1 protein-coding gene and 1 pseudogene are annotated in these 664 nt (G+C 64.3%); one reads left to right on the forward strand and one right to left on the reverse strand.

All coding sequences use genetic code 11. The features are described from left to right. Positions 1–214: pseudogene (locus JAO81_RS43270) on the reverse strand (hypothetical protein); the annotation flags it as partial. Between the two features lie 167 nt (positions 215–381). Here JAO81_RS43270 and JAO81_RS41955 point away from each other — a divergent pair. Beyond that, on the forward strand, positions 382–603 hold the full coding sequence (locus JAO81_RS41955; RefSeq protein ID WP_199553259.1) for a hypothetical protein: 222 nt from the start codon (positions 382–384) through the stop codon (positions 601–603). Positions 604–664 lie beyond the last annotated feature (61 nt).

Consider the following 664-nt stretch of genomic DNA (forward strand, 5'->3'; position numbering starts at 1 on the left):
CATCCTGGATATACGCCTCAAGGACCTTCATTCCCTCAAGGCCGAGCCAGATGGGGGCGCCGCGGTGGACGACGTCCTCGGGGTACATCCGCCCGCCCGCACCCTCCAAGTCGGCCGCGTGGTCGGACACGCACCACGACGGGCACGGGGACGAGGACCAGGCGCCTCCCGGCACAGGGAAGGTGGTCAGTGGCGGGGTCTCTTCTGCGTTCATGGATACCGCCGGTGCGACAGGGGCTGAACCGCGTTGTTCGAGAGTTCGGTTTGACGGATCGAAATGTCATCAGGCACGATTCTTCTACGCCTTTGCGGCCTTGCCCGGTGCTACCAACACCGGACAAGGCCTTGAACCCCAACCCTCCAAGACAGGGAAGAGGAACCGTGCCGTATGGTACCGGCCGCCCGAATGGCGGCGAAAACGTCATGTCTGAAAACGGCTCCGTCGAGGATGCTCCGGACCGTTTCACCATGGGCCTGATGATCGACATCATGACCGTGCTCGACCAGCACGGCTACGAGCGAGGTGCGCAGAGCACCGTTCCGCGTCTCATCGGCCCGCTGGCCGACTTGGTGCGCGCTTACGAAGGCGGTGATCGTAAATGACCGCTGCGCCCCCGCTCCGCGCCGTGATCTACGCACGGGTGTCGTCGGACCCCAAACAGCG

This window comes from Streptomyces sp. N35 (assembly GCF_016464295.1).
GTDB lineage: Bacteria > Actinomycetota > Actinomycetes > Streptomycetales > Streptomycetaceae > Streptomyces.